This is a genomic window from Streptomyces lasalocidi (assembly GCF_005280215.1).
GTDB lineage: Bacteria > Actinomycetota > Actinomycetes > Streptomycetales > Streptomycetaceae > Streptomyces > Streptomyces longwoodensis.
Genome location: NZ_SZNQ01000003.1, coordinates 443,835 through 469,736 on the forward strand (window position 1 = coordinate 443,835; position 25,902 = coordinate 469,736).

Sequence of the window (25,902 nt, forward strand, 5' to 3'; positions counted from 1 at the left end):
GCAACCGGAACTGCACCATGAGGTCAGGTGCTGCGGTATGTGCAGGAGTTGAAGTACAGGATGCCGCCGGGGTCCTCTCTGACGGAGCCGCAGGTGGCCGTCACGTTGTACCAGATGCTGGAGGACTGCCCCCAAGGGTCCATGATCAGAATGCCCAGTCGGTCTATGACGAGAGTGTAGGGGGCCCCGCTGTCGGTGAAGTCTGGGCAGTAGGTCCGGCTGGTGCGGACGTAGTTGAGGGGGTAGCCGTTCGCTAGGGCACTGCTGTTTCCAACTGTGCAGTGCGTGGTGGTCGCCGCGTCGGCCGTGGGGGCTGCGGCGATGACAGCGGACGCAGCCAGCAGGGCGCAGGCACTTGAGATACTGGCTTTACGTAGAGCCTTGGTGATCATCATCGCTCCGTCATCCGTGAGACTCTTGCGTAGCGCGGCAATAGTCGTGCACGCGTCAAGAATCGACCAGACGGCCGAGCGTGTTTACGCCAATCTCAGCACAGCTCACCTAGCCCGTCCCGCCGTCCCTCACTGAGCTTCGCCAGGTGGCAAGCGCGCATCAGCGGGGCGGTTACGTCATTGCCCTGAGCGCAATCGGTGCGAATGGCTGAGTCCTGCCGCTGCTGGTCAGTCCCGGCGGGTGACGTCAAGGGAGCGTCCGGCGGCGTGGACGGCTCGGCGCTCCCTGACCTGCCGGGGCAGGACAGTGTTCGGCAGGTGCGCCCTGTGCGGGCCGGACATGGCACTTGGTCACCGGACAGCGTCCTGGGTGCGGCTTTGGCCTACCGAAAGCCGAGGTGCGGATCGGTGCCGGCCAGCTCAGCGCTGGCGGCCCAGAGGCGAGCGGCGACGGCTGGGTCGGCCATGTGAGAGGGGACGGGCTCACGCCGTGGGTCGCCGCGCAGGCCGAAGACCCTCGGCCCCCACAGCTGTCCTCCCTGCACCTCCGGGTCGAGGACGGCACGGACGACGGGCCATGCTCCGGCGTCCTTGCCCTGCACCAAGAGCCCGGTGGGCAGGGCTCGCAGCCGCTCACCGGGGGTTGCCGCGTGTACCGGCGGGCGGGACGGGGTGAGGGAGTCCAGTGCGCCGCCGGGGTGGGCCACCACGCTGAGCACCGTGCTGCCGGCAGTACGCAGGCGGCGATCGAGTTCGAAACCGAAGCACATCTGCGCCAGCTTCGATCGGCCGTAGGTGCGCTTGGGCCGATAGTCCTGGGTCGACTGCAGGTCTCCCAGGTCCAGTCGCTCGGACCGCGCCGCGAAGCTTCCGACGGTCACGATGCGGCCCGCCGGGGCCGCGGACAGCAGGGCAGCCAGCCACTGGGTGAGCACGAAGTGGCCGAGGTGGTTGGTGCCGAACATGAGCTCGTGGCCGTCCTTGGTCTCTCGGCGCGGCAGGTCGTCGAGCGCGACCCCTGCGTTGTGGACCACCGCGTCGAGTTGATCGAGGTCAAGCCTGTCCACGGCGGTCTTCAGGGACGACAGGTCGGCGAGGTCCAGTTGAAGGTGCCGCACGTGCGCGCCGCAGACGCGCGAGCGGATCGAGGTGATGGCGGCCTTGGCCTTCGCGGCGTCCCGGCTGCCGAGTATGACGACGGCGCCGGTGGCGGCGAGCTGCTCCGCGGTGAAGTAGCCGATCCCGGCGTTACCCCCAGTGACCAGGAAGATCCTGCCCTCGGCAGACGGCAGCCGGTGAACGTCCCACAGTCGACTCTGGGATGCGGAAGACACGATGACAGGCTCCTAGCGCTCTGGGGCAGCGTGCTCATGGAGAGCACCAACCCGCCCAAGGTCGCAACCTCCACCGATATACCGCCGACAGATCACGGACACTGCTGACAGACTTCCGACACCCCTTAGACCGTGTCCTATGTGGTGAGGCGGAGGAGTCGTTTGTAGCAGCACAGGGCGGCGGCGAGGCCGAGAAAGGCCAGGTAGTTGCGGGGATCGCGTTCGTAGCGAGGGCTCAGGCGTCGGTAGCCGGACAGCCAGGACATCGTCCGCTCGATGACCCAGCGGCGGCGGCCCAATCGTTCGCTGGACTCGATGCCTTTGCGTGCGATCCGTACTCCGATGCGTTTGCCGCGTAACCATTTTCGCAGATCAGCGCGGTCGTAGGCCTTGTCTGCGTGCAGCCGCTGGGGCTTGAAGTAGCGGCCTCGATCAGGGTCGTGTCTCGTTTGGTGTGGGCGTTGGAGCCGGGGGCGTCGAGGTCGCCGCCGATCGCGAGGTCTTGCCATGGGTGCCGGCGACGGCGATGGCGCGGCGGCCCTCCATGCGCGTCGTCGGCGAGGTGCCCGGCGGCGTGCCCGATGTGCACGGTGGCGCCGAAGGAGCGCAGGGCGTCGGCGGTGGCCGACTCCTTCGCGTCGCTGCCGGCCACCCGGGCGCCGCGCTGCGCCAGGATCTTGGCGATCCCGGACATCCCGGCCCCGCCGATGCCGATGAAGTGCGGTCGGTCGAAGGGGGAGGGGATGCCGGGGGCCATGCAGGGCGGCGAGGGCGTCGGAGCGGTGCACCACGGGGATGCCCAGCTCGGCCGCGCGGACCAGCTCCGGATTGTCCTGGCGGATGGCCGACGCCACGACGACGCAGGTGACCCTGGACCATGGGCTTCAGCCCTTCGCTGTCGTGCGTGTTGCCGGCCGAGACGCCGACGAGGAGGGGCAGTCCGTTCGCGTCCGACAGGATGTGCATCTTGGAACCCGGCTTGCCGCGGTCCACGGGGCTCGGACCTGTGTGTTCGCCCCTTTTTTAGCGCGGACGTGGGCGGTGTCGAGGACGACGCGGGTGACGTCGATGAGGCCGGCGTCGTCGAGTTGGTGCAGTACGGCCTCGTGGAGGCGGCCCCAGACGCCGGCTCTCGACCAGATCAGGAAGCGGCGGTGGGCCGTCGACTTCGATATGCCGAAGCAGGGCGGCAGTTGGCGCCAGGCGCAGCCGCTCACCAGGACGTAGATGATGGCCGCGAACAGCGTCTCATCAGGCGTGTCCTGCGTTCCGCCGCCCTGCGGCCGCACTCTCGACGGCGGGATCAGCGGCTTCGCGATCTCCCACAACCCGTCCGGAACAATCCAACTCCACGTACCCCGCCCCATGCCCGGAACAACGACAACCCGCCACATAGGACACGGTCTTAGACCGTGTCCTACATGGTCAATTGGTCGTTCGACTGGTTATGGGGAGTGGGCGGTGGGGATGGATCGTGCCAGAGGGCCTGTGGGAGATCGCCAGGCCACTGTTGCCGCCGGCGCGGGTGCGGCCGCAGGGCGGCGGGGTCGCGAACATCGATGACGAGGCGGTGTTCGCCGCGATCATCTACGTGCTGGTCAGTGGTTGTGCCTGGCGGGCGTTGCCGCCATGTTTCGGGGCGTCGAAGTCGACCGTGCACCGCCGGTTTCTCATCTGGTCCCGGGCCGGTGTGTGGGGACGACTGCACCAGAAGGTGCTCGAGCTCCTGGACCGCCAGAACCTCGTCGACCTGTCGCCCGCTGTCCTCGACTCCGCTCACGTCCGTGCTAAAAAGGGGGCGAACTTGCAGGTCCGAGCCCCGTGGACCGGGGTAAGCCCGGTTCCAAGATGCACGTCCTGTCGGATGCGAACGGACTGCCCCTACGCGTCGGACTCTCCGCGGCCAACACCCACGACAGCCTCGCCCTGAAGCCGATGCTGTCCCACTTCCACATGGGACACGAATCCCACGCGACCGATTCCAAGCCCGTGCGGCTTCACGCAGACAAGGCATACGACATCCCTCACCTGCGGCGATGGCTGTGGGGCAAGCGCATCGGCGTCCGTATCGCCCGCAAAGGCATCGACTCCAGCGAGCGGCTCGGTCGTCGACGATGGGTCATCGAACGCACCATGTCCTGGCTCACCGGATACCGCCGCCTCAACCACCGCTACGAACGCCACCCCCGCAACTACCTGGCCTTTCTCGGACTGGCAGCCGCACTCTGCTGTTACAAGCGGCTCCTCAAACTGACCATGTAGGACACGGTCTTAATAGAGGCTATGGAGCAGGAAGGCCGGTCACTCGCGCAGTCACACGCTCGGTGCGCTTGCCGCCCACCTCCGGGCTGTTCCCGGCGGGCTTGCCGCTGGCGCCGTAGCCGTGCAGGTCGGGACAGACGACGGTGTGGTCGGCGGGCGCCGTTAATCGGAGTTGGTTGCGGCGCCCCTGAAGGGGTTGGCGGCCGGCAACGGGCCACCGCCGCTTGACGCCGCTCGGTCGTCTCCGGCCGGGCCCGGGCGTCCGGCTGCTGACGGTGGTCCGCGGTGTCGAGGCGGTGGGCAAGGCCGGCCTGGCCTCGCAGACACTGCGGACCGTCGCGGAGCTCCGGCTGCGCAACTGCCCCTTTCACCCGCTGGCCGTGAAGGCCCCCGACCTCGTGTGCGGCATGAACCAGGCGTTCCTACCCGCCCTGGGAGATCACCTTCAGCGTCACCCGCGCCCTGGGCCTGCCCACCCGGCCACTGCGACGGCTGTGGGCCGCGGCCGCCCGGGAAGCCGACAAGGCCGACGACTGGGCGCTGGAACGCTCCGGCCGGCGCGGTGAGGCCCTGCAGGCCCAGCGCCACGCCCGCGAGATCCTCACCCGCACCCTCGGTGCAGGCTCCGGCGCCGCCCTGGCGCGCACCGAGGCCCGCCTCCGCCACACCCCGCAGGGTCGGCCGAGCCGGCCGGGATCGCGGGCAGCGTGTGGGAGCGCACGGCCGCCGCCTGGGATCGCTCGGTCCCCGCCCGCGCGCGGGCCCGCCTGCACGCCACTGCCGGGCTGCTGCGCGACCTCGCGGTCACCGGCGCCGACGGCCTCACGGAGGCGCGCGAGCACCGGCGGGAACTGGTCGCGGCCGCTGAGGCGACCGGGGACCCCGAACTGGCCGCGCGCATCATCGGCTCCTACGACGTCCCCGCCGCGTGGCCCCGCGCCGACGACTCCGAGGACGCCGGCCGACTGGCCCGCGCTGCGGCCCGCACCGCCGCCCGGCTCGGCCCCGACGGACCGGCCGCGCTGTGTGCCCGGCTGCTGGCGGTCGTCGCCGTCGAGTCGCGTGGCGACGCCGCTGCGGACGCCCCGCTCCCGCGCGCGGCCCGGCCCCCCGGCGCCGAACCCTGGCGCCTGCGCGGCGAGCGCGCCGCCGAGGAGGCCGTGCGCCTCGCGCAACGTTTGCAGGACCCGGCGCTGCTGGCGTTCGCCCTCAACGGCGCCTTCATGCAGTCCTTCAGCACGTGCGGCGCGGCGGCCTCCCGCAACGCGCTGGGCGCCGAGATCACGGCGCTAGCCGTGGAGCATCAGCTGCCCTCGCACGAGGTGCTGGGGCGCATCGTCCGCATGCAGGCCCTGTGCGCGCTCGGCGACCTGGCGGCGGCCGACGAGCAGGCCGAGGAGACCGACCGCCTCGCCCGGCGCAATGAACGCCCGCTGGCCGGTGTGTTCACCGCCTGGTACCGGGCCCTGCGGGTGTGCGAGACGGACGGCTGGACGGCGGCCCGCCCCCGCTACCTGGACCTCCTCGCCCGGACCGCGGACGCCGGCATGCCCGGACTCACCCAGGCAGCTGCAGCCCTCGTCGCGCTGGTCCCCGCAATGCGGGGCAACGGCCTCCCCGGCCCCGACGACTTCGCCCACATCGACGCAGGCCCCTACCGCCCCTGGCTCGACCCCTTGCTGCTGGCAGCCGCAGGCGCCGCCGACCGAGCCCGTGAAGCGCTGTCGACGGTGCCCCGGCCCCCGCACGACCTCCTCCAAGAGGCCCTGTGGTGCGCCCTGGCCCGGGCGGCGGCCGCGATCGGACACGTGCCGGTCCTGCGCCGAGCCCGCGAGGAACTGGCGCCGGCGGAAGGCGAGAACGCCGGCGCGGGTAGCGGCCTGGTGTCGTTCGGCCCGGTCAGGTGGCACCTGCGGATGCTCGAAGCGGCGCTCGACTGACTCCGGCCCTCTCCCTGCGGTTCGCTGGCGGGAGGATGAGGCCACCAGCGTGTCCGACAAGGAACATCGGCCGTCTGGCCGTGCCAGCACTCGCCCGTGTGCACCGGAGGGAAACTGCAGGCGACCGAGCCAGGACCGAATTGGCCCGCGACGTGGTCGCGCGGGCCATCGCCCCTGCCATGTCAGTTCGGCAGTTGGTTCTCGGTTGTCGGTGAGGCCATCTTAGGTTTCGGGATGGGCCAGACGGCCGAGCAGAGCTACCGCGTCGTCGAGGGGCACCGGTTGGAAGAACCGCGCGTCGGCGCCCTCAACGGCGGCAATCGCGCGTGGGGCCAGGTCGGCGCCGGTGTCGGTGACGCGCAGTCGTCTGGCGCGGGTATCGACTGGGTCCACTCGGCGCTCGATGAGTCCTTTGCGTTCCAGGATGCGTAGTACCTGGGAGGTCATCTTGACGTCGGTGCCTGCCTGGCGGGCGAGGGCCAGCTGGTTGGGGTGCTCGCCCTTCGTGTTGAGCCACCAGGTGCAGGCGAGCAGTACGAACTGCACGTGGGTGAGATCGAGCGGGGCCAGGGCCGCGGCAATGTCGCGCTGCCACCGCAGGGTGGCGTGCCACAGCAGGAATCCGGGGCTGTCGCCGGGGCTGAGGGGCATCAGCGAAGAGCCAGTTCGGCCAGCGAGGCCATCGTCTCGGGCCAGTCGGCGGTGATGCCCGGACCGATCTGCGGGCCGGCCTCGTCGGCGCCGGTTCCGGTGATCTCCATCCGGTACACCACGCGGATCCGGTTCTGGTCGATCTGGTCGATCCGGTGGGTGGTGCGCAGCAGCAGGCCGTTGAAGCGCGCTTCGTCGATGAACAGTTCGTTTTCGACTGCTTCGGCGATGTGCAGCAGAACAGGGTTGTCCCCGGGCGGCGTCATCGTGATCTGCGTGCCCGTCGCGAACGGTCCATTCATCTCGATCTTTTCGATCTCGGCGTTCCAGGCGCCCCAGTTCTCAACGTCGGCCCAGAGGCGCCAGATTGCCTCGGCGGCGGCGTCGGTCTCGATGCTGTGCTCGTACTCCCACATGAGTGGTCCCCCCGGCTATTGATCTGTGCACAGATTATGTGCGCAAAGGCTATCTGTCCAATGAAGCACGAACTCCATCTCGCGATGCCCGCGATCACCCACCCTGCGCGGCGGCCAGCGACCGGGGTGGACTGTGACAGAGACGAGCAAGCGGGACGAGCAAGCGGGGGCGACCGAACTGCGAATCCCGCAGCGGCGGACCCCGGTGGGCGGCGCGGCCGCAGCGGTGGACCGCAGCGGTGGACCGACCGGCACGACGTGGGGCTATGTGAGAGCACGAGCGGCGGCAGACGGAAGGCGCTGCGAAGTGCCCGGCCGGGTTGTATTACGGCCGATGCGCGCGGAGCGCGCCGTGAGGGAGTGGGCCCCGGCCCCTCGGTCCTCCGCGGGACTGGCCCAGCGAAATCCCCGTATTCGCGCGCGTACGCAATTCGTACGGCATGCGTACGCTCAACTCTCCGGCGTTCGTCCAGCACCGCTCGGCCGCCTCGCTTGCGGCCCGCCGTGCCAGGCGCGAAAGTGCTGGGCAGGCTCATCGTCGCTGGCGGCCGTGTCGTTCCGGTCGACCGACTGGTGGCCGACTTGTTGGAGGAATGGCCCCCCGCCGGCGCCGTGGGGCGCGCTAAGCACCTTCGTCGCCGCCTGCGCCGCTGCCTGGAACCCGGCCGCCCGCCGCGCCAGGCGCCTCGCGCTGCTGGTCACCGACGGGCCCGGCTACGCCCTGCGCGCCGGACGCGACGAGTGCGCGCGGGGCCCGCCTCCACCGCGCACTCGCGTCGTATGTGTGGGCTCGGGCGTGTCCCGGCTCCGTGACTGTCAGCGGTCTCGCCCGGCGACTGGGCGTGAGCGTCTCCGCGGCGAGCCGGATGCTCACCCACCTGGAGCGGTCGGCTGGACGGCCCGGACGGCCTGGCCCTGCGACCGGCGGACCAGCCATGTCACGGTCACCGACGCCGGGCTGGCCCTGTGGACGCGCGCCAGTCGCACCCTGGAACACGAACTGGACGCTGCCTTCCGGGCATTGCGGTTCGACGAGAGATATGCGCATGTGGTGGCACGTCTGTGCCGCACCGGCGACACAATGCCCCAGGACTGACCCGGGGAACTGCTCTCCGAGCGGCCGGTGGCCTCACGCGGACGGCTCCGGCCAGGCGTTCATCGCGAGCCGGGCCACGCGCCGCAGTTCCTGCGTGCTCGCACCGTCCCGCGCCTGCTGCGACATGCCCTGCACGACCAGCCGCAGCTCGATGCCCTCGGCCTGGGCATAGGCGAACACATCCGCCAGGGTCCGCAGCCGCAGGCCAGGACGGACGGGGACTGCGCATCCACGCTCGGCCAGGAGCCCGCGTATCTCTCCGATCGCACGGGTGACAGTGGAACGGTCGACACCGGACAACAGGGCGAGGACGGAATGCGGGAGATCGTGCCGGAGGTGGATCAGCGTGACGACCAGCCGGTCGACGAACACCAGACGATGCCTGGCACCCGCCCCCGCCTCACGTTTCCTGGTCCCGCCGCGCGCCCTGTGACGGTGACCCTCGACCACGCCCTGCCACGGGTCGGCCAACTCCTCAACCAGGCCAGATGCTGCCGGGAGATGCCGTGAACAGCTGATGCGCGAGGACGTCCCGGTTGACCATGATCACCACGGGCTGGATCATTCCATCCTCACGCGATCACCCCTCAATCGCTATCACGCACCAGCTCGCTAGTGGCGCGAGTAAAGAGTTCGCAAAGTGTCGGGTTGCCAGTTGGTAATCCCGGCCTCCCTCGCGTGGTATAGGGTGCGACGGGGTCTTTCCCCCGAGCAGAGGTGGATGCAGCTTCCGAGTCGGGCTCCGGGCAAAGAGTCGCCGACGACCGAACTGCAGGACAACCACCGCGGCCTGGCGCACTTGCCAGACGGCGATAGCCGCTGGCAAGTGCGTTTGGCATGCCCGTTTTGTTACATCGTCACGAACATCACGTGCTTGTTGCGCAACTCTTTGTAACTGTGCTCTTTGGACATGTGGACCCTCGTCGGCGACCTGCCCGGAGCCCGGGGGCCACTTCGGTTGTCCTAGTTCATCCACTTCTTGCGAGGTTTTCGAAGAATGTCCGCGAGGAACTTTGCGCAGCAGGACGGCGTGGTCCGTCGCGCCGGAAGGTGGTCCACGGCGGCGGCTGTCGTGGTTACGGAGGCAGCACAGCACTACGTGAGTACCGGCTCCACACTGGAGAAGGTTGTCGATCACGCCAACACCGGCGCTGTCTGGGGTCTGGGCTTCCAGCTTGTGGCCATGGTGAGTACGGCGTTGTATAGGGCTCTGCCGTCCAACGGCTCGTTCACTGTGTCATGGCGCGTCAACGGCCGGGGCGACAGCGAGGCCCCGGCGCAGAAGGGTCAGGACCCCCAGCAAACGCCGGGAGTGCCGGAGGCCCGCGCGAAGGAGTCGGACCCCGAGAACGAGAAGCATGGCGTCTGAGAGCCGGAATGGCCGACACGGAGCCCCGCCGTCGGGTGGGGCTCCGTGGTCGGAGTTCGAGCAGCTCTATCGCGACCACCAGGACAAGCTGACCACCTATGTGACGCGACGTGGGTTCTCGCCAGCGGATGCCAGCGACATCGTGTCAACGTCGTTCGCGAACCTATGGAGGTTGTGGCAGGAACAGGAGCGCCCGCGCGACCCGACGCCGTACCTGTACCAAGTCGTGAAGAGAAGGATGATCGACCACCTGCGGCGGGAAAAGCAGGAGGCGGACCGGGGCGTGGTATACGCCCCGCAGGACGTGATAGACGCCGTAAGCCCCGTCGAGGAGTTCACCGATTCATTCCATGCGATCGGGCTGAGGGATGCGGAGACCGCGGCAGCGCGTGGCATTTCGAAAGACCACTTCGGCTCACTCGACGGAGTTCCGGCAGGTGTTCCAGGGGAACCTGCCGCCGAGGCTCACGTAAACCGCAGAGACGCCCAAAAGCGAGACCGGCCTCCAGAGCCCGGTGAGGGACTGCCGCTGGACTTCGAGGCCTTCTACCTCGGCTACCAGGAGGCGTTCCACGCGTACGCGGAAGCCCACTTCGGTACGCATGAGACCGCCCAGGAGATCGTGCACACGGCCTTCTTGGAGATCCTTGCGGCCTGGCCGGAACTGCTGACCTCGAAGAGCCTCGAACAAGGCGCATGGGCGATCGTACGACGGGTCGTGCGCGACCGTCTGAAGCCGGCATTCGCCACCAAGAGCCCCATCGCCGATGTTCTGACAGATGCGCGAAACAAGCTGCGGATGCTGGAGTCCAGCTCCGGCTTGTACGAGGCGATCGCGGAACTTCCCAACCGCCAGTTCGAAGTGATTGTGCTGCGCTACCTGCTCGGCTATCCCACCTCCAAGATCTCCTGGTACTTGGGAATCGACGAGCGCACTGTCGGCCATCACCTGCGCCGCGGCAGGGAGCGCCTGCGCGTCAAGCTGGGCCTGCCCGAATACGGCAGTAAGCGCGGGCGGACTGACGGGTCGTGAGCACCTCCGACGACAGGCTCTTAGAGGTCGTTTTCACCCTCACTGCCCACTTATCGGTGGAGTCTCGAAGTGTCGGGTTGTGGTTCAGGTGAGGTGGCGGAGGCGGCCGATATCTATGAGGCGGGCGGGGTTGCGGATGAGGCAGAGAGAGACATAATCCTGTCTCATCCCAGGATGCCCGGCCTTCGCAGTCGTGTGTGCTTCGACTGTCGCCGCTATGCGCCTGGGCGCACTCCGCCTGGAGCGGTACGTCGGAGGCATGGCGAAGCGACGTCCGTATCCGAGTGATCTGTCCGATGCGCGCTGGGAGTTGATCGAGCCGGTCCTTGCGGCCTGGCGTTTCGAGCGCCGCGGCCGAGCCCTGGACTTCGGCCGGCCGCCCGAACACGACCTGCGCGACATCATGGACGCGATCTTGTACGTGGATCGCACCGGGGTGCAGTGGCGCTACCTGCCGCATGATTTCCCGCACTGGAACACCGTCTACGGCTACTTCGCCAAGTGGGCGGACGAGGGTGTGTTCGCCCAGCTCAATGGCCTGCTCCGGCAGCTGCTGCGAGAGAAGGAAGGGCGGGCGGGCGAGCCTTCAGCGTGCGTGATCGACGCCCAGAGCGTGAAGACCTCGACCAGCGTGCCGGCCTCCGGTCAGGGCATCGACGCGGGCAAGAAGATCGTTGGCAGGAAGCGGAACATCGTCACCGACACGCTCGGCCTTCTCCTCGCCGTGCTGGTCACCGCGGCGAGCGTGCAGGACTCCATCGCCGGCGCCCGGCTCCTGGACCAGGTCGCCGCCGACCACCCCGGGATCCGCAAGGTCTGGGTCGACGGCGGCTACCGTCAGCACCTCGTCGAGCACGCAGCCACCCTCGGCATCGACATGGAAATCACCGCCCGCAAGCCTGGGACCAGGGGTTTCACCCCGATCCGGAAACGGTGGGCGGTCGAGCGGACCTACGGCTGGCTCATGCTCCACCGCCGCCTCGCGCGCGACTACGAAACCCTTCCCAGCCGATCCGAAGCCGTGATCCATATCGCGATGACAGACCTCATGGCCCGCCGCTTCACCGGCGAGAACACGATCTCCTGGCGCGACCCGAGGAAGGACGCGAAACAACCGATTACGGGATGAAACAACGGGAGAAAACGACCTCTGAGACCCCTGAAGTCTCAACCCGCGCCTCGGATCGCCGTTGCGGCCACTGCGAGGAGCGGGTTCCTGACGGCCTTGCGCCCGGCATCTAGCAGCAGATCGAGGGCGGCCTGTCGCCTGCTGTCCGGCTAGGGTTGCTCGATCGATCCGCAGCACGGGAGCCCATAGAAGGGCGGCCCCTTGCACACCCCCGGAGGCGAGACAAACATGTCGAAGTCTGACATTCTCCTTACCGCCTTTACGCGCGGTCGGCAGGCTGTTGACTCCTATGTATCGGAAAGCGCCCGACGAGAGCACAACTGGGGCGAGGAATCTGCAACCGAGCGACTCCTAATGGCTGCCTGGCCCGACGTCCCGTATGCGCCATTCAACCGTCGCCAGGAAAAGGCGATCGGGGCAGACTGGCTGTGGTGGTTCGTGGACCTTACCGGCGAGTGCTTCGGTATTATCGTTCAAGCTAAAAAAATGAAGCAGACCAAAACGGGATTAACCGTCGATTTCAAGTATCCCAAAAGCACGGGTCAACAGATGAATGACCTCTTCACGACTGCCCGCGAGTTCAATCTCCCCGCTGCCTATATGCTCTACTGCGGGGACACGCAATACAGGCGGGACTCCAACTCGTGGTGCCCCGCCTGCTCAGGTAAGGATCCTCACTGTCGGCGGTGCGAGCGGGCTGGAACCCTCCTGCTACCTGCGCTGGCCGCCGATCACCTGCGGTTTCACACGCCGTCGATCGCGGCAGAGGATGCCTTCCGTGACGGGTTTCCACTCGAAGACGCCGTCGACCGAAACGTCTCGACGAAACCCCTCATTCAAGACCTTAACATCAGGTCACTTGACCCGCCCCTTCGCGAGTTCCTCGTCACCCCTCAACACGGACCGCGCGAAATCGCGAAAATGATGTTCGAAGTAGTTTCGAGGATGCGTCGGGGACAGTTCTCGGCGGTAGCCCCTGAGCGTCCGGCGATCAGCAACGAGGAAACACTTGTCTTCCCGGCGACTCCACGCGATACCGGCCATTTCCGCACTCCCTACTACCCTCACATTTTGAATGGGTTGCGGAGACGACTTCCGGAATACGTGGAGCCTGTCATGAACGGCACCCTGCCACCAAGCGATCTGTCCGACCGATTGGCAGGAATGATTTTAGTGCGAATTTGAACGCCAGTTTCTTCGAACTCCGATTCTGTAATCACTGCTCGACACCTGAAAGGCGATCTATCAGCGCTTGGAGAAGGGCATTGATTGCCGCACGAGGCGGCATGTCATGCATGTTGAAGTGACTCGGCGACTGACGGATCTGACGGTGAAGCACGTCATCAGCAGAGGCGCGAGTATCTCGCAATTTCTTCACATGGGCCTTGTCTGTACGACCCCATGAAACGTTAGCCACTACATTGTCGAACGTCTTCTGTCCGAAGGCAGGTGGCACATGGTCCAGGATTGCTCGCAAGAGCATCTGACTGGCATACGGGTGCCCAGCGCTGTAGTTCTCATTGAGCTCACGAGCAAGAGCACTGAGTTTGTCGAGCTTGTACTTCGTGGTCGTGGTTTCCAAAGCCGCGATGAGTTCATCACTAATATACGGCGATCCACTCAGCGCAACATGCAGCACCTCAGGCGACCCGCCGCCGCGGTTCGCCGGGGAGACAGGGTTTGGAGATCTCAGAGCCTCGCGCGTGCGCCAGTACGCGCCGATGTCGCTAACTTCGCGGAACGAGCGAATGGACCGTCCGATTTTGAGCGTCCACGCGCGGCCATCATTGGCAATGTGATGACCCTCGACGCCGGGTTCGAACTGCGCAAGCGTGCGCGCCTGCAGGAGCAACGTCGTATGCTCCTGGATAGGCATTAGATTAAGACGGCGGATAGCAGTGTGCTCAGAAAGGTTCGGTTTTTCTCCACCTGGCCCTGCCTGCCAATTTTGTTCGGTCTTGGCAAGGACGCGCATGAGGGCGAGGAAGAGTAGCACCACGTCTGAGGATCCGTTGCACCGCGCCGCGCCAGCGATTGTCAATGCCAGGATCGAGTCATCCTGGGGAATGGGTCGGCTCGGGTCGGGCAGGCCACGCATCAACCCGTCGGGAAGCTGGGCGAGCGCCGCAACAGTGTCGATCCCTTCACGGTCGAGCTTCCGGTCTACCCAGTCGAAGGTAGGCCACTCTGAGGTTGACGCGAAGGCGTTCCATACGGTCTGGAGCAGCTCTTGCTGCTCGGGGGTCTCCGGGGCCGGCAGTTCTTCGTCGGTTCCTGGAAGGCGAATCTGCATGTCTCATTGTCTATGAGAGATCGGACCGCGTTCCACTACTTTGAGGTTTCAGAAGGGCCCCGGCGCGCTAGCCCCATGGGTGATGCTCACTGGATCGCACGAGGCTCATCCAGCCGCCATACCAGGTGGCAGGCCGCAAGGCTCTCAGCGATCAGCGGTTCGATGTCGACCACGGCTTCGGTGATACAAGTCAAGGCGTCAACACAGATCTGGTGGATGAGGACTTCGTCTCGCTGGGCGTCCTCGGCAGAGGCCACCATTCTAGTGGTCGATAGTTTCTTCTCCTGGTCGTAGGACCAGATGCCGGTGCGGGGCGATGTGTGCTTGACCGATTGGGGGCGTCGCCGGTGATAATCCAAACCACGACGTTCGTCAAGCGCCCGGAATCGATGGTCTTGCTGGAGCAACCGCAGGCGGGAGACAAGCTTTCTAATTCCATCGATGCCGCTCGCTTCAGCAGCGTCAGGTATTACTTGCGCCCATAGTTCTACCTCAGGGGATGAAGAGAAGGTAGGCCATGCGAATGGAATATCTGTTCCCGGCTCGAAGCCTTGAGCCTTGCGATTCTTCTTTGGTGCGTTGACTACGTCAGCCGCCAGGGAATTGCATAGCGTAACGCGCAGCACGAGGTTGGCAAGACTGTGCGCGGCTCCCAGCAGAAAGTGGGTGCTCATTTCGCACAAGGCTCTCACTGCCATGCGCTGGACTGTCTGTATCTCCTCAAGGTGGCCCGGATGGCGTTCGATTTCAGGGTCCTGGAAACGCTGGGCGTCTTGTTCGGCGGCCCAAGCAAGTGTCAACTGCTCGCCGATGCTGCCAGCAAGGCCGTGTATCTCCACCACCCGGTTGATCAGGATGCCGCGTCCCTGCACTCCTGCGGCTTCCAGGGAGTGCAGCGATGCCCATCCCGCAGCTCCTCCCCGGCTGCTGTGGCTCTGCCAGCGCATCGCGATCTCTTCAACATCACGGCGCGGGTCAGAAGTTGCTGGCGTGCCATCGGCCCTCCGAGGGGCAGCGAAGCTGGAGAAACTGAGCGCGGATGTCCACTGTTCCGTCATGCGAGAGATCATGGCAGTGGCGGCCGGCCATGCGGCGCAGGGCCACGAGGTGGCTGCGGTCGGCGGGCGGCTCGGGGCCGAGCAGGTGGAGGGTGCGGAACGGGTTGGAGAGCTCGTCCTCGATGTTCGCGGCGGTGGGGTTGCCGGGCGCGTACATGCTCACCAGGCAGGCGATGTCCGACGCGAGAACCGACGCGGCCGGGGTCCTGTGGCCGACCGCGTCGGCGGCGGCCGCCAAGCGCCCCTGCAGCTCCGCGCGGCTGGACCGGCTGAACGGGGAGTACCCGAAGAGATACCGCCAGGCGGGCACGTGACACGGCTCGGAGCTCACCAACCACCAGTGCAACAGCCAGAGACTGGAGTCGAGTTCGAGGTAGGGGTCGGCCCCGGTTGCCTCGTCCAGGAGCCAGTGGGCGCGGTTCGTCGGCACCAGGTCCTGGCCGTTGCGGGCGGCCAAGCCGAAGGCCTGGGACCAAAAGGCCATGGACGGGACCATGCTCTTGCCGACGCCCAGCACGACGGTCGCGTCGGGGCGGCGCAGGGCGGTCGGGTCCTGGCGCAGGGCGTCGTAGACCTTGCGGAGCCACCCGTAGCGCGGTGGGTAGCCACGGAGCCGGCCGAAGCCGGGCAGGCAGCCGGTCAGGGGAGTGCGGTTCGACACGGTAGTCCTTTGCTCAGTCGAGTGAGAGGGGGCTGCGGTCGGAAAGGGTGAGCCGGGCGACGAGACGTGCGAGGGAGTGCGCCCAGTCGGCCGGGGTGTCTGGAACGAGGAGGTCCTCGCTCCAGACGGTGCCGTCGCCGATAAGCGGCCGGCTGGTCAGTCGAACCTGGCTCGGACCGGCCGCGGCGCGGCAGAGGTCGAGTTCGTAGGACCGGGTCTCGGCGTCGATGTACCAGGACAACAGTCCCTCGGCGTCGGGACATCCGCAGGTCAGCACATACACGCTGGTACGGCTGGGTGCCGGCATGACGGCGCGCAGCGCCCGGGCTACGGCCTGGCTATCGCTGTGGTCGTGGGCTCGTGCCACGGTTCCTCCTTCGGGCCCGGCCCACGAGGCGTGGGCCGGGGCGGGGCAGCTACCTACTGGACATGAGGGCGTCCAGCAGCTGCTCGGTGGTGCGAGTGGCGATGACGAAGCCGATCAGTTTCATGACGTCGTCGCGGTGGCGCGCCATGTCACGCTGCCGGGCAAGGGTTTCCTCGGCCAGGTCGGGCTGTGCGAGGACGTCTCCGCATCCGATGACCGCGCGGGGGCCCAGTTCCCACACGAGGGTGTTGACGGCGGCTCCAGCGGCGGCCAGGGGGTCGAGTTCGAGCATGACCCAGCCGCGCTCTGCCGGGTCCTCGCCGTCGCGACGCAGGTCCTGCGCCGCGGAGCGGAAGAGCCCTCCGGTTCCGGCGGCCGGCTCGAGCGCCCACTCACCGCGGTGGTGGCGTCGCTTTCCTGTGCCGCCTTCGTCGGCCAGCATCGCGGCGATCAGATCGCTGATGTCGGGCGGAGTGTGGTACTCGCCGAGGCTGCGCCGGGAGTGATGGTGGCGTAGGGCTGTGATGACCCAGGACATCAGGTCGATCCTGGACCGCTCGGCGGGGTCGGTGTCTCCCGTGTGCCGGAGGACTCCGTGGCGCAGCGCGGCAAGGGCCACAGCACGCACGCCCGCGAGGTGGGTGTCGTGCAGGTCCTCCCTGGTCCAGTCGAACAGCGGGCGGGCGGTGGCCCAAAGGTCGGGGCGGAGGCCGTAGTAGTAGTTGGCGCTATCGGCCAGGCCGCGGACCAGGACGCGCGGGGGCTGCGCGGCGATGTACGCGGCGATCGTGTCGGCGGCCGCCGCACCGGGGGACTTCTGGGGCCACAGGGCGAGGGCCGCGACGACCCCTGCGGGGATGTCGAGGCGGCTGCCGCCGGCGGCGTGCCAGGCTTCGGCGACCGCTTCGCCGAGGACGGAGCCGGCGCTACAACTGACGGTGATCGGAGGACAGTCGGTCGTACCGGCGTGCCGGGCGCAGCTCGGGTCGGTGCAGTTCCGAGCCCTGTGGGTGAGCACCTGGTCAACGGCCTCGGTCACGTGGGCGGCGGTGGAATCAGCAGCGGGCATGAGGGTTCCAGGGCATGGGTGGGTGGGTGGTGTGTTGTGGTCAGGAACAGGAAGCCGGTGCCGGGGCCGCGAGCGGGAAGGCGTCGTCCGCAGCCCCGGAACCTGCACGTTGTGCTGATGGATGGCGTAGGGGCGTCAGCCGGCTTGTTCAGAGGACTCCGCGGCGGGCCAGCTCGGGCTCGCACAGGGAGCACGTCCCACACGGCGCGCTTTTGGCGCATCCCGGCTGCGGGAGGGCGTCGCCCTTGTCGTTCCCGCGACGGACGAACTTGGGCCACTCGCGCTCGTACAGGAACTCCCCGGCCCACTCCCGGGACTGGAACCCGGGGATGCGCGAAGCGTCGTTGGCCGTGTCCGGCTGGGCGACCCACGTGGTGGTGCCGTCCGGGAGGGCGTGTTCCCACACGTACCCGTACGCGGTGGTGCGGTCGGCCTTGCTCACCACGAGGAACCCGCGGGTGTAGTCGTTGTGGGCGGCCTGGAAGTCGATGTGCTGGGCGAGGCCGGGCAGCATGATCACGTCTCCGGGGTGAGGCGGGTGCGGGTGGTGGAGGGGGATCCTGACCGCGCGCCCGGGGTCCGCCGCCTTTTGGTGTACGGGACCGTCGTGGGTTCCGGCGGAGGGGGCCCGGGCGCGTGGTCAGGAAGATCAGGTGTTCCGCGGTGCGGCGGACGCCGCGGCGTACTTCACGCACGCGGGCATGGACTCGCGCAGATCCGGGCCGCGCAGTCCGCGGCTTCCGCGAGGCAGAAGCCCGCACTTGAGACGCTCTCGACCGTCATCGAGCCGCTTCAACACGGTGTTGGCGCAGCCTCCGCAGACGGCGGGCGGGTTGTCGAGATCGGCGCCGAGGAGCGGCACCCGAGTCGCGGGGTGTTCCCCGCGGTCGAGGTGCATGCGTATCGAGCCGCGGCCCGATCGAGCCGGGGCGGGGAGCAGGGGCGTGGTCATGGTCAAGGTCCTTCCAGGAGGGATCGTTCGTGGGGGCGGCGGCACCGGGGCGGCGTCCGGCTACCTGGCCTTGCGCTGGTCGACCCGGTGTGCCTGCGATGCCGCGCGCATGACCTCGTCGAAGTCGAAGCCGAGGTTCTGGGCGTAGGCGCGCAGTTCGTTGAGCAGCACGTGCAGCGCCTTCGAGAAGGTGGGGTGGGGGTCCTCTGCCATGTGCACGCGGAGGGCGGCAGCGGCGTCGCCGGCGTGCACGTACACGTCGAAGAGGTGGTCTTCGGCGGCCGAATCGTCCGTGTTGTAGATCGGCGCCACGGACGGGTCGAGGTTCGGCATGGCGGCCAGGGGCCGTTCGTCGAGTCGCGCCTTCGCGTCGCCGTCGAGGCAGCGTTCGATGTCGGCGCGCATGTGACTGGCCAGGTGCATCAAGTCGGTGGTGACGTCCACCAGGGTCAGCCAGGCGTCGGCCCATCCCCTCCGGTAGGCGAGAAGGGCGGCGTCTACCTCTGCCTCGTGGGCGACAGCAAGCATGGGAGGACTCCAGAGCAGTAAAGGGGTTTTGTGCGGCGTGGACTTGGAGGTCCGCCAGCGATGCAATCAATCTACACACTGAAAGACGAGTATGCAACATCGCGGGTAGTTGTGAGCGCTTCTCGGCCCGCCCTCGGGGGCGAGCCGGATCACGTATCTGGGCCCGCCATCCGAGCTCTCGGGTAAGGGCGCACCGGCCGCCTCGCTGGAGCCTTCTACGTGCCGGCGTCCCTGCGCGCCCGCTGCTGGGTCGGTGGCTGCCGGCGGGGCATCGTGCCGACGAAGACCAGGAGCGCCGTCAGTGCCACCCCGGCCGCAATGACCGCGCCGACAAGACTGGCGGGGTCCAGTACCCACACGCTGACCAGGGCGACGACTGCGCTCGGCGCGCCCCATCGCAGCGCCCATCGGACCCACGGGCTCGGGCTCTTGCCGTCGACAACCGGCATCAGTTCCTCCTTGGTTCTGGATGCCGGCCGATACCTGCATTCGTGGTGAGTTCTGTCGCCCGGGAGGCCAGACACCCGGGCAGTGATCGGCTCAGGCGCGGAATTGCTCCCCGTCGAAGTACGCGCCACGCTGCATCCGGGTGTTGGGAAGGATGCCCGAGACGACCGGGGAGGTAAGGCCTGGGACGTCGACGAGGGTCGTGTATCGGTCCAGGAGCCGGGCGGCCACCCGGGTATCGCCCCATCGGTGCCCGACCGCGTTCAGGGGGCCGAGGGCAACGTTCAGGCCGTTCATGATGGAGAAACCGAGACCTTCGTAGTAACTCTCCAGCTCCGGGAAGCAGTTGAGGGTCAGCAGTCCGTAACCGGCGCGCGTGAAGCGGCGTACGGAATGCCGAATGAGTTCGGCCCCGATGCCTCGCCCGCGCTGCCCGGGGTCCACCGCAACCGCGGTGACGATCGCGATCCGTTCCGCCAGAAGGTGCGCCAGCGGCACGTCGATGCCGGGATGGTCGAAGAGCCACAGCGGAACGCCTCCGATGAGGACGCCGAGCGTCTCGCCTTCATCGTTTTCGGCCACGATCATCAGGGCCCGGAAGTGGGAGAGGGGCCCTTCCTGCGGCAGGGACAGGTTCGGCCGTACGTCCTCGAACGCGTCGGGATCGTCGGGGTTCACGTCGGCGAGGAGCCGCATGACGGCGTCCGCGTCGGTGGGCGCCGCGTCGCGGAGGGTGATGCCGGGCGGACGTGTGCGGGTGCTACCCATAGGGACTCCTGGGGCGGTATGAGGCGCAGTGCGTCGCCTCTGGGGTTGGCGGAAGGGAGGGTTGCCGGAGGGGCCTCAACGGCGGTTCGGGCTCTGAGGCCGGGCCGACCGGAGCTGAGAGCTGCCCGGGCGGCCCGGAGTGCTGTGCGAGGGACGTCAGTAGATGTGGCGGCCGTCAGGGACTGTCCGGCCGATCAGGCGCCAGGGCGGGCCGTCGTTCAGGACGCCCATCGGGCACCGATCCGGCTGGTGTGTCGACAGGTCGGCCTCGATGGCCGTGTACCAGTGCCGCGTGAGCGGGCACCGCGTTCCTCGTGGGCAACCCGGCCGCTCCGCGACGAACACGTGGTAGACGTCCGTCGAAGTGGGGAGGGACCGGCGGAACGCGCCCGAGATGCGCTTGCCGTAAGCCGACGGGCTCTCGCTCCGGTACCGCCCCCATACCTGGATGCCGTAAACGAACTGCGTCTGGCCGCCGCGGTCGAGCCGCCAGCGCAGCACGGAGCCGTAGCGCGGGTTGTCGGGCCTGGACTCGTCCGCGCCCGAGGGCACCGCTCCGGTCATGTCGAGGACGGTCCGGCCGTTCCCGGTGAACGCTTGGGGTACGGCCAGCGCCCAGTACGAGGAGGCGTGCTTTCCCCACGGATGCAGCCTCCGCCGCCGGTACTGCGTCCCGGCCTTGCGGCGCTTTATGAGCGGCTTGTTCCGCTTCATCTGTATCAGTCCCCCGGATGTGCTGAGACGGGCGCAACGCTCGGAGCGGCGCTCGTCAAGTGGGTTGGTGTGGCAAGGCGTTGGCCCGAACTGAGAATGACATTACACACTAGAACTCCAATACGCAACATCTCAAGTAGTGATGTCCCCGCCGCGCCGTGCGAGGTCCGCACGGGAGGGGCGGGTGCGGCTGGGAAGGGTCGCACCCGCCGGAGGACAGGAGGGTCAGGGCTGCGGCTTCGCGGCGCGTGCGGCGTCGAGGCCTGTGGGAGTGAGGTAGGGCCGGTGCTTCGGGCCGGTGCGGCCGTCGTCGCCGTCAGTGGGCTGGGGGACGCCGTCGGCGTCGCGGTACTCGACGAGGGCGAGGCGGGCGAGGGAGGCGGCGGTGGGCCAGGTGACGTCCCTCAGCGCGCCGTCCTCGTCGGCGGAGTCGAGGGCGGCCAGCTGGGAGTCGTTCAGGATCGACCGCCGGCCGGCGCCGGTGATGACGTACGGTCCGACGCCCTGCGCCTGCGCCTTCTCCGGCGGCAGCCGGTAGCCGTCCCCGTCGTTGCGGTAAACCAGGCCGTCGTCCAGGTAGACCTGGAGCGTCGTACGGCTGCCGTGCGATGCGAGGTGCCCCGAGGGATGTGCGCACGCGGCGCGGAGATGCTTGGGCGCCGGCGGGTAGGCGTTGCTGGTCATCGCGGGCCCTCCAGCGCGCGGACCGGTGCCGGGTCGAGCGCTGCGGCCCGCGGGCTGATCGCTGCCTTGACCTTGCGCCCGCAGCCGGGGCGCTCGCACTGCTCCGTCGCCCGGGGGTTGTACCACCGGCAGCTCGGGCAGCTCCACATCAGCCCCGCCGAGACCGCCACTGAGGAGATCACGGCCCGCTGCTCCGGGTCGGCAGCGGCCAGGAGCTGCTCCAGTACGGGGGGATGCGGGGCGTGGTGGTTGCTGTCGTCGAGGATGACCGTGTCCTCGACGACGACGCGCAGCGGCACGGTCCCATCCGGCCGGACGACGTGCTCGGGGTCGGCGCTGTCGAGGTGGACCGACACCCGCACGACGCCGTCCTCGGCGTCCAGGTAGCCGAAGACGAGCACGCCGGCCACCTCGATGCACGACGGTCCCTGGTCATCGGCGGGGTAGAAGACCGCGGCGCGGTTGAGGCCCTCGGCCGTCACGGCGTCGGGAAAGACGAAGTTCAGGGGAGCAATCCGAGAGCGCTGCGCCCGCCCGATCTCCTCGCAGTACAGCTCGAAGCCCTGATCGGGCACCGCGTCGCCGTCGGGACCGTAGTAGAGATCGACCGCTTCGGCGTCGTCGGCCGGGGGCTCGTCGGGCACGTCGCCCTGGCCGCCCACGTTGGCCCAGCTGCCGCGCACGTGCGTGGCGAGCTCCGCGAGGGCAGCGCGTTCCGTGGCGTAGGGAGCCGTGGTGTCCTCGTGGCGGGTCCAGATGCGCAGCATCCAGACCTGCTGCCCCGGGCGAGGCCCCAGGATGGCGGAGACGGCCGGGGACCGGCCGCCGGCTGCCTCGGCGACGATCTCGGCGTGAGCGCGCTGGGCGAGATCACGGTACTGCGGGGGCAGTTCGGCGGCGGCCAGTGAGGGGGCCAGGGCGCCTGCGATGCGCACCAGACTCTCGATGTCGGAGGGGCGGAAGCGTTCAGCGAGCACGGTCATCCTCATCGGTGGCAGAACGTGGCGGACATGGGTGGCCCGCCAGGCGTGGAAGGGGAGAAGGGCTAGGGGGTGTCTTTCCGATCATCCGATCGTTGGGCTGGTCGTGAGGGATGGGGAGATGACTGACGCCGCGTGGGCGGTGATCGAGCCGTTGTTGCCGCCTGCGGGTCGTGCCCGGGGCAGGTGGCGGGATCACCGCCAGGTGCTGGAGGGCATTGTGTTCAAGTTCCGTACCGGGGTGCCCTGGAGGGATCTGCCGGAGCGGTTCGGGCCCTGGCAGACCGTGCACGGACGTTTCGCCCGCTGGGCTGCCGACGGAACCTTCGACCGGCTTCTGGCCGCGGCCCGGCAGCGGGCGGAGGTGGACTGGCTGGTCGCGCTGGACTCCACGATCGTGCGGGCCCATCAGCACACCGCGGCCAAAGGGGGCTCGAGGAACGCGGCCTCGGACGCTCCCGAGGCGGGCTGACCACCAAGATCCACCTGGCCTGCGACGGGCGGGGCCGCCCCCTGGCGTTCACGGTCACAGCCGGCACCCGCAACGACTGCACCCAGGCCGAGACGGTCATCGACAAGATCCGCGTCACCCGGCCCGGGCCGGGACGGCCTCGCGTCCGCCCGGAGCGGGTGGTTGCCGACAAGGGCTACTCGGCCCGGACCTTCCGCGCCTACCTGCGCAGACGCGGCATCAAAGCGACCATCCCCGAACGCGTCGACCAGCTCGCGGGCCGACGCCGTCGCCGCGAACGGCCCTGTGGCTTCGACCGAGCCGTCTACCGGCGCCGCAACGTCGTTGAGCGCTGCTTCCACCGCCTCAAGCAGTGGCGCGGCATCGCCACCCGCTACGAGAAACAGCCCGGCCGCTACCTCGCCGCCATCACCCTGGCCAGCACACTCATCTGGCTCCAGACGTGATCGACAAGACGCTGCCTAGGCGCCCAGATCAAGGAGCGCCGCGACCAGGGCGAGGGCGCGCTTGCGCTCGGGGGAGACCCGCACGCGGCGGATGCGCTTCGGGTCGGAAGGGAGCCGGATGCCCACGGCCGCGCTGTGGCCGTCACGGTGCAGCTCATACTGGTCTGCTGAGAGCATCCAGGCGTCCCAGTCGTCGGCCTTGCGCCCGGCGCGCACCAGGGATTCCGCGGTGGGTGCCGTCGCGGGGCAGGAACAGGCCGGGTCGTCGCACGGACGGCCCGCCGGATGCCGGGAGATGACGCCGCCCGAACGGTAGGTGGCTCTGGTGCCGTTGAGCATCGGGCACGCCTTCTCCGAATACATCAGGCAGGGCGGGTGGAGTCCCGGTTCCGGCACGTACCCGATGCCCATGTCCTGGGGGCGGACCAGCACGTGCAACCACCGCTCCAGCGGCCGTTCGCAGATCTGGCACAGGCCGTTCTCGAAGGCTCGGGTGCGTTTGCCCGCGTCGAGCCCGCCGAAGACCGGCAGACCGTTGTGCTCGAACGAGACGTACGGGACGACCAGGCCGCCGTGCCTGGGACGGTGCGCGCACGCCGCGGGGATCGCCGGGGCGCTCACTGGGAATCACCGCTGGAGAGCTCCCAGGAGGGGCGGGCGAGCTCGACCAGGAAGGTGTAGGCGGCGTCGCTGGCCTGGAGCTGGCGGACGACGGGGAGCTGCCGGTACCGGCTGAGGAACTCGCCGATCGTCAGAGCGGTGTTGTGCGAGTCGTCCGGGTAGCTGCCGTGGTCGAGGGGGACCAGGCGGTCGCCCTCATACTGCGGCCACGTGTACGCGGCGAGGAGCACGGCCTGGCTCCAGGTGTGCGGGTTGGCGCGGATCTTGACGAGCTCGGCGCCGGGCGCCAGTTCCCTGAGCGAGTCGTGGGGCAGTGTCCGGCGCGGTTGAGGGGTGCTCGGGCCCATGACGGTCTCCCAGTTCGTGGCGGGCTTCGGCGGCCCGGGGCGGTGAGATGGAGGGCTGCGGGGTTCGCCACGCAGCGGTGCAGTGGCCTGGCGGCCGCCCTCACGGCGCCGACGCGGGCGGGCGTAGGGGCTGTGGGGGAGGAGAGAGCGGCCGAACAACCAGACATAAGTACAGTACACCAGGAAATCTAAATACGCAACATCACGACGTGGGGTGTCCGCTCATCCCCTTCGGACACAGTGAACCGGGCTGCCAGCAGCGCCACACAGAGCTGCCGGATTCCTCCCTGCTCCCACAGCGCCAGGGACTCGGGCACTGCCGCCGGCCACCACTGCACCGACACTCCGTCACGCACCACGTCGACGGCGACTCCGTACCCGTCGTCCTTGCTCCAGTCAGCCATGCGCACGTGCGGGCTCAGCACCTCAACTGCACCCTCATGAAGGCGGATCGCCTCCTCCTTCGCGCTGCGTGCCGCCTGCCGCAGAGCCTTCGCCTGTACGGCGGACACCGGACGGTAGACGGTGCTAGCTCCCTCGTCCTCCGCGAGGATGACCAGGGCTCCCCCCTGCGCCGCACGCACACGATCCCGGCCGACTTCGGCGACCAGCTCGAGCAGCTGCTCCGCGGAGACGACCGTGTCGAGCCCGCTCTCGGGAACGGCGGAGGCCCGGTAGTGCCCGTTCCGCACCAAGTCCAGGGCGTGCCTGACGTCCAGCATGGCGCGGGCGAGCTCGGCGGAGCCAGGCCGCCCGTTCGCGGCGTAACGGGTCAGCCGCTGATGGACCAGGGCCGCTTCGCGCTCGTCGGGCTCGTCGAACTGGCTGCGTACCACCTCACGCACGGCAAGGTCGATCACCTGCGCCAGGTACCCGGCGCTGAAGGACCTGCGCCGGAGCAGGCGAAGCGCCGCCTGCTTGGACGAGCAGGCAGGGACGACGGCTGATGCCTGGGACACGAGGTGACTCCTCCTCAATTCGCCGGTCGCGAGCCGGGCTGGCCGATGTATCTGGTCCACGCCTCGTACTCGGCGGTGGTGAGAATCGGCGGCGGGACAATGGGGGCGCGCCCGAAGCACTGGTCACAGGCGTGTACGTCCGGCTCGGCGCCGGTGGCGTCAGCGCCGCGGTCCGGCAAGGCGGTGCCACAGATGGGCAGGTTCGCCGGGACGGACGGGTCCAGCCGCAGATGCAGTTCGTGGCCGTGGAGGACCGGACGGACCGCGACGGGCTCCGGTTCGGATGCGGGGCCGAAATGCTCCGCAAGGAACCGTACGACAAGGGCGTGAGCTGCCTGGGCGCGTTCGTCCAGGGTTCGCGTGTCCGCCAGCGGAAGCTCGACGACCCGCAGGGGTTCCCGCATCTCTGCGGTCAGGCGGTCGACGAGGACCCGCCCCTCGGCGAGGAACTGCTGGGCGTCGCCACGAGGGTCGTCGCTGCGCTTGCCGACCCAGATCCACGACAGGGGTACGAAGGCGGCGAGCTCGCTGAGGAGCCCGTACCAGCGGCTCACTGCCCACGTGGCGTAGGCGCCGCAGGGCCTGTGGTGGCAGGAGCCGGCCGGCGCCTGGCAGGCGCGCAGTTCGAAGCGGAAGCCGAGCTCGGCCGCGTCCGTCCGAAGGATGCCGAGCTCCGCCACACCGCCGTTCTGCCGTGTCCACCAGGCCGGTTCACCGCCTAGCAGCGGACCGGGCTCGGTGCTGCGCCCGGGTCCCTGCGCCTCCGCTGAACGGGCAGAGGCCAGAGTCCGATGGGCAGAGACGACGCGGGTGCCGTCGATCACGAGGTAGTGCATCAGAAGTCTCTCCGATCCGGCCGGGCGCGCCAGCGCCCGGCCGTCGAGCTGGGAATGCCGGGATGGAGGCCCGGCAAC

Annotated in this window: 29 protein-coding genes and 7 pseudogenes; 9 read left to right on the top strand and 27 right to left on the bottom strand. The window is 68.5% G+C overall.

Annotation, left to right across the window (positions count from 1 at the left end):
* Window positions 1-23: 23 nt before the first annotated feature.
* The 6 genes and pseudogenes from E4U91_RS37540 to E4U91_RS37565 form a co-directional block, all read right to left on the bottom strand.
* Window positions 24-395, bottom strand: coding sequence for a hypothetical protein (locus E4U91_RS37540; RefSeq protein WP_137311467.1), 372 nt, complete (start codon window positions 393-395; stop codon window positions 24-26).
* A gap of 380 nt (window positions 396-775) precedes the next feature.
* Complete coding sequence (locus E4U91_RS37545; RefSeq protein ID WP_137311468.1) at window positions 776-1,726, bottom strand: SDR family NAD(P)-dependent oxidoreductase; 951 nt, start codon at window positions 1,724-1,726, stop codon at window positions 776-778.
* A gap of 137 nt (window positions 1,727-1,863) precedes the next feature.
* A pseudogene (locus tag E4U91_RS37550) lies at window positions 1,864-2,181 on the bottom strand (transposase); the annotation flags it as partial.
* Window positions 2,097-2,483 (bottom strand): annotated as a pseudogene (locus E4U91_RS37555) (Mur ligase domain-containing protein); the annotation flags it as partial. The pseudogenes E4U91_RS37550 and E4U91_RS37555, both read right to left, overlap by 85 nt.
* A 46-nt stretch (window positions 2,484-2,529) precedes the next feature.
* A pseudogene (locus E4U91_RS40085) lies at window positions 2,530-2,580 on the bottom strand (hypothetical protein); the annotation flags it as partial.
* Window position 2,581: 1 nt separating this feature from the next.
* Window positions 2,582-3,093 (bottom strand): annotated as a pseudogene (locus E4U91_RS37565) (IS5 family transposase); the annotation flags it as partial.
* Window positions 3,094-3,173: 80 nt separating this feature from the next.
* On the opposite strand from E4U91_RS37565, the gene E4U91_RS37570 reads away from it, so the two are divergent.
* A protein-coding gene (locus E4U91_RS37570) for an IS5 family transposase (RefSeq protein WP_168218332.1) occupies window positions 3,174-3,988 on the top strand; the annotation gives its coding sequence in 2 pieces (ribosomal slippage) (window positions 3,174-3,516 and window positions 3,516-3,988; 816 coding nt in all).
* Window positions 3,989-4,049: 61 nt separating this feature from the next.
* Here E4U91_RS37570 and E4U91_RS39490 read toward each other — a convergent pair.
* Window positions 4,050-4,139 (bottom strand): annotated as a pseudogene (locus tag E4U91_RS39490) (alpha/beta hydrolase); the annotation flags it as partial.
* A 187-nt stretch (window positions 4,140-4,326) separates the two neighbouring features.
* On the opposite strand from E4U91_RS39490, the pseudogene E4U91_RS40090 reads away from it, so the two are divergent.
* Both E4U91_RS40090 and E4U91_RS37585 read left to right on the top strand, forming a co-directional pair.
* Window positions 4,327-4,554: pseudogene (locus E4U91_RS40090) on the top strand (transcriptional regulator); the annotation flags it as partial.
* A 141-nt stretch (window positions 4,555-4,695) separates the two neighbouring features.
* Complete coding sequence (locus E4U91_RS37585) at window positions 4,696-5,928, top strand: hypothetical protein (protein ID WP_241678980.1); 1,233 nt, start codon at window positions 4,696-4,698, stop codon at window positions 5,926-5,928.
* 222 nt (window positions 5,929-6,150) lie between these two features.
* Here E4U91_RS37585 and E4U91_RS37590 read toward each other — a convergent pair whose 3' ends face one another.
* Complete coding sequence (locus E4U91_RS37590) at window positions 6,151-6,579, bottom strand: MarR family winged helix-turn-helix transcriptional regulator (protein ID WP_137311469.1); 429 nt, start codon at window positions 6,577-6,579, stop codon at window positions 6,151-6,153.
* Window positions 6,579-6,995 (bottom strand): SRPBCC family protein, encoded by a 417-nt coding sequence (locus E4U91_RS37595; RefSeq protein ID WP_137311470.1) that lies wholly within the window; start codon window positions 6,993-6,995, stop codon window positions 6,579-6,581. The genes E4U91_RS37590 and E4U91_RS37595 overlap by 1 nt, the downstream gene beginning before the upstream one ends.
* A gap of 519 nt (window positions 6,996-7,514) precedes the next feature.
* On the opposite strand from E4U91_RS37595, the pseudogene E4U91_RS39500 reads away from it, so the two are divergent.
* Window positions 7,515-7,734, top strand: a pseudogene (locus E4U91_RS39500) (SARP family transcriptional regulator); the annotation flags it as partial.
* A gap of 390 nt (window positions 7,735-8,124) precedes the next feature.
* Here the strand turns inward: E4U91_RS39500 and E4U91_RS40095 are convergent.
* Complete coding sequence (locus E4U91_RS40095; RefSeq protein ID WP_422070958.1) at window positions 8,125-8,463, bottom strand: helix-turn-helix domain-containing protein; 339 nt, start codon at window positions 8,461-8,463, stop codon at window positions 8,125-8,127.
* Between the two features lie 625 nt (window positions 8,464-9,088).
* Here E4U91_RS40095 and E4U91_RS37615 point away from each other — a divergent pair.
* The 4 genes from E4U91_RS37615 (at window position 9,089) to E4U91_RS37630 (ending at window position 12,807) form a co-directional block, all read left to right on the top strand.
* Window positions 9,089-9,460 (top strand): hypothetical protein, encoded by a 372-nt coding sequence (locus tag E4U91_RS37615; RefSeq protein WP_137311471.1) that lies wholly within the window; start codon window positions 9,089-9,091, stop codon window positions 9,458-9,460.
* Window positions 9,450-10,493, top strand: coding sequence for a sigma-70 family RNA polymerase sigma factor (locus E4U91_RS37620; protein WP_137311472.1), 1,044 nt, complete (start codon window positions 9,450-9,452; stop codon window positions 10,491-10,493). Before E4U91_RS37615 ends, E4U91_RS37620 begins: the two co-directional genes overlap by 11 nt.
* Before the next feature lie 259 nt (window positions 10,494-10,752).
* Entirely contained in the window at window positions 10,753-11,622 is an 870-nt protein-coding gene (locus E4U91_RS37625; RefSeq protein ID WP_137304608.1) for an IS5 family transposase, read from the top strand.
* Window positions 11,623-11,850: 228 nt separating this feature from the next.
* Window positions 11,851-12,807 carry a hypothetical protein gene (locus tag E4U91_RS37630; RefSeq protein ID WP_137311473.1) on the top strand — a complete coding sequence of 319 codons (957 nt, stop codon included), beginning with the start codon at window positions 11,851-11,853 and terminating at the stop codon, window positions 12,805-12,807.
* Between the two features lie 31 nt (window positions 12,808-12,838).
* On the opposite strand, the gene E4U91_RS37635 is transcribed toward E4U91_RS37630, so the two are convergent.
* The 13 genes from E4U91_RS37635 to E4U91_RS37700 all read right to left on the bottom strand — a co-directional run bounded on the left by E4U91_RS37635 (window position 12,839) and on the right by E4U91_RS37700 (window position 22,146).
* Entirely contained in the window at window positions 12,839-13,915 is a 1,077-nt protein-coding gene (locus tag E4U91_RS37635) for a hypothetical protein (protein ID WP_137311474.1), read from the bottom strand.
* Between the two features lie 86 nt (window positions 13,916-14,001).
* The gene (locus E4U91_RS37640) at window positions 14,002-14,973 is read right to left on the bottom strand and encodes a hypothetical protein (RefSeq protein ID WP_168218302.1); all 972 of its coding nucleotides are present in this window, start codon (window positions 14,971-14,973) and stop codon (window positions 14,002-14,004) included.
* Window positions 14,891-15,634: a DUF4007 family protein gene (locus tag E4U91_RS37645; protein ID WP_137311476.1), complete on the bottom strand. Its 744-nt coding sequence runs from the start codon at window positions 15,632-15,634 to the stop codon at window positions 14,891-14,893. Before E4U91_RS37645 ends, E4U91_RS37640 begins: the two co-directional genes overlap by 83 nt.
* 13 nt (window positions 15,635-15,647) lie before the next feature.
* Window positions 15,648-16,001: a hypothetical protein gene (locus E4U91_RS37650; protein WP_137311477.1), complete on the bottom strand. Its 354-nt coding sequence runs from the start codon at window positions 15,999-16,001 to the stop codon at window positions 15,648-15,650.
* 49 nt (window positions 16,002-16,050) lie between these two features.
* Entirely contained in the window at window positions 16,051-17,070 is a 1,020-nt protein-coding gene (locus E4U91_RS39510) for an N-6 DNA methylase (RefSeq protein WP_241678981.1), read from the bottom strand.
* 148 nt (window positions 17,071-17,218) lie between these two features.
* Window positions 17,219-17,584 carry a hypothetical protein gene (locus E4U91_RS37665; protein ID WP_137311549.1) on the bottom strand — a complete coding sequence of 122 codons (366 nt, stop codon included), beginning with the start codon at window positions 17,582-17,584 and terminating at the stop codon, window positions 17,219-17,221.
* Window positions 17,585-17,719: 135 nt separating this feature from the next.
* Window positions 17,720-18,022, bottom strand: coding sequence for a hypothetical protein (locus E4U91_RS37670; protein ID WP_137311478.1), 303 nt, complete (start codon window positions 18,020-18,022; stop codon window positions 17,720-17,722).
* A gap of 60 nt (window positions 18,023-18,082) precedes the next feature.
* Window positions 18,083-18,550 (bottom strand): hypothetical protein, encoded by a 468-nt coding sequence (locus E4U91_RS37675; protein WP_137311479.1) that lies wholly within the window; start codon window positions 18,548-18,550, stop codon window positions 18,083-18,085.
* Window positions 18,551-18,765: 215 nt separating this feature from the next.
* Entirely contained in the window at window positions 18,766-18,999 is a 234-nt protein-coding gene (locus tag E4U91_RS37680) for a hypothetical protein (RefSeq protein ID WP_137311480.1), read from the bottom strand.
* A gap of 91 nt (window positions 19,000-19,090) precedes the next feature.
* Window positions 19,091-19,765: a GNAT family N-acetyltransferase gene (locus E4U91_RS37685; protein WP_137311481.1), complete on the bottom strand. Its 675-nt coding sequence runs from the start codon at window positions 19,763-19,765 to the stop codon at window positions 19,091-19,093.
* 156 nt (window positions 19,766-19,921) lie between these two features.
* Window positions 19,922-20,479 (bottom strand): hypothetical protein, encoded by a 558-nt coding sequence (locus tag E4U91_RS37690; protein ID WP_137311482.1) that lies wholly within the window; start codon window positions 20,477-20,479, stop codon window positions 19,922-19,924.
* 225 nt (window positions 20,480-20,704) lie between these two features.
* Window positions 20,705-21,163: a hypothetical protein gene (locus tag E4U91_RS37695; protein WP_137311483.1), complete on the bottom strand. Its 459-nt coding sequence runs from the start codon at window positions 21,161-21,163 to the stop codon at window positions 20,705-20,707.
* Window positions 21,160-22,146: a hypothetical protein gene (locus E4U91_RS37700; RefSeq protein WP_137311484.1), complete on the bottom strand. Its 987-nt coding sequence runs from the start codon at window positions 22,144-22,146 to the stop codon at window positions 21,160-21,162. The genes E4U91_RS37695 and E4U91_RS37700 overlap by 4 nt, the downstream gene beginning before the upstream one ends.
* Window positions 22,147-22,264: 118 nt before the next feature.
* Here E4U91_RS37700 and E4U91_RS37705 point away from each other — a divergent pair.
* Window positions 22,265-23,061, top strand: a protein-coding gene (locus E4U91_RS37705; protein ID WP_419249442.1) for an IS5 family transposase whose coding sequence is annotated in 2 segments (ribosomal slippage) — window positions 22,265-22,562 and window positions 22,562-23,061 — 798 coding nt in all. Because the reading frame shifts where the segments join, the coding sequence is not laid out codon by codon here.
* Between the two features lie 15 nt (window positions 23,062-23,076).
* On the opposite strand, the gene E4U91_RS37710 is transcribed toward E4U91_RS37705, so the two are convergent.
* The 4 genes from E4U91_RS37710 to E4U91_RS38380 all read right to left on the bottom strand — a co-directional run bounded on the left by E4U91_RS37710 (window position 23,077) and on the right by E4U91_RS38380 (window position 25,824).
* A complete protein-coding gene (locus E4U91_RS37710) occupies window positions 23,077-23,682 on the bottom strand; it encodes a hypothetical protein (protein WP_137311485.1) in 606 nt (201 codons plus the stop codon).
* A complete protein-coding gene (locus tag E4U91_RS37715; RefSeq protein ID WP_137311486.1) occupies window positions 23,679-24,029 on the bottom strand; it encodes a hypothetical protein in 351 nt (116 codons plus the stop codon). The genes E4U91_RS37710 and E4U91_RS37715 overlap by 4 nt, the downstream gene beginning before the upstream one ends.
* Before the next feature lie 188 nt (window positions 24,030-24,217).
* Window positions 24,218-24,988: a hypothetical protein gene (locus E4U91_RS37720; protein ID WP_174867976.1), complete on the bottom strand. Its 771-nt coding sequence runs from the start codon at window positions 24,986-24,988 to the stop codon at window positions 24,218-24,220.
* Between the two features lie 14 nt (window positions 24,989-25,002).
* Complete coding sequence (locus tag E4U91_RS38380) at window positions 25,003-25,824, bottom strand: hypothetical protein (RefSeq protein WP_168218328.1); 822 nt, start codon at window positions 25,822-25,824, stop codon at window positions 25,003-25,005.
* Window positions 25,825-25,902 lie beyond the last annotated feature (78 nt).